This window comes from Escherichia sp. S10b, from assembly GCF_028421345.1.
In the GTDB taxonomy this organism is placed as follows: Bacteria; Pseudomonadota; Gammaproteobacteria; order Enterobacterales; family Enterobacteriaceae; genus ECMA0423.
Genome location: NZ_JAHZSO010000098.1, coordinates 1 through 937, shown reverse-complemented (window position 1 = coordinate 937; position 937 = coordinate 1). Strand labels below are relative to the sequence as shown.

Here is a 937-nt window from a genome sequence, read left to right as displayed (position 1 = left end):
GAAATAAGCAGGTGGTGTTACTCATTGCCGGAATATCCGGCATCGCGACGGGAATAATCGTCAGCCTGAATATCCCCTTTATCCGTCAGGGGCTTTTTTATCCCGCCAGCCCTGTGGAAATTGTCGTTTCGCTGTGTCTTACCTTTTCTGTTTCTGTTGTGTTTTTTGTGGGGGCAATTGTGGGATGGATTTCGGTGTCTGAAATATATTACAGCCGCATGACCTGTCTGCATGAATCATCAGAAATATCAGAGGGAACTTATGATGAAAGAAAAAATAAATGATACAGAACCGGGAATCAAACAAATTGAAAGGGAGATTGAACGTGGTTGTGATAATGCAAAAAAATACTTCTGGCTTTTTGTGGTTTTCTTTGCTGCCGGATTGATTGTAAGGAACGTTATGCATGATTTTTTCAGTGCCGGTATTGATTCGTGGAAAGCTGACCCGGAATTAAATAATTTTCGTTATATGTGGAACACCCTGATGTATGTCATTCCGATTATGTTATATGCGCTTGCAGCTGGTTTTCTTGCTGCGGCTTCTCTGTCGCCGTTGTGCGAAATAATATTTGGGGGTGTCCGGATATTCCTGCTGAAACGCCGTATGCGCCGGGAGAACACATTAAGGGAGGGCAGCAATAATGCTTCGCATTAAACCTCTTCTGGTTCTTTGTGCCGCTTTACTGACGTTCACACCCGCAGCGTCAGCGGATGTGAACAGCGATATGAATCAGTTCTTTAACAAGCTGGGCTTCGCCTCCAATACCACACAGCCGGGCGTCTGGCAGGGGCAGGCCGCCGGGTATGCCTATGGTGGCTCCCTGTATGCCCGCACCCAGGTCAAAAATATCCAGCTGATTTCCATGACGCTGCCGGATATCAATGCCGGATGTGGCGGCATCGACGCCTATCTCGGCTCGTTCAGTTTTATTAAT

At 46.7% G+C, this 937-nt stretch carries 3 protein-coding genes; all 3 read left to right on the top strand.

The features are described 5' to 3' along the window. The coding region (gene trbJ / locus FTE26_RS07840) for a P-type conjugative transfer protein TrbJ (protein ID WP_272457534.1) at positions 1 to 284 on the top strand (284 nt) is incomplete at its 5' end. Then, a complete protein-coding gene (gene trbF / locus FTE26_RS07835) occupies positions 265 to 657 on the top strand; it encodes an F-type conjugal transfer protein TrbF (protein ID WP_000659962.1) in 393 nt (130 codons plus the stop codon). The genes trbJ and trbF, both read left to right, overlap by 20 nt. After that, positions 644 to 937: conjugal transfer protein TraH (locus tag FTE26_RS07830; RefSeq protein ID WP_272457533.1), on the top strand; the 294-nt coding region annotated here is incomplete at its 3' end. The genes trbF and FTE26_RS07830, both read left to right, overlap by 14 nt.

Bases quoted from the DNA above. Each gene is read 5' to 3' on its own strand.
- trbF (WP_000659962.1), top strand. From the start codon at position 265: ATGAAAGAAAAAATAAATGATACAGAACCGGGAATCAAACAAATTGAA.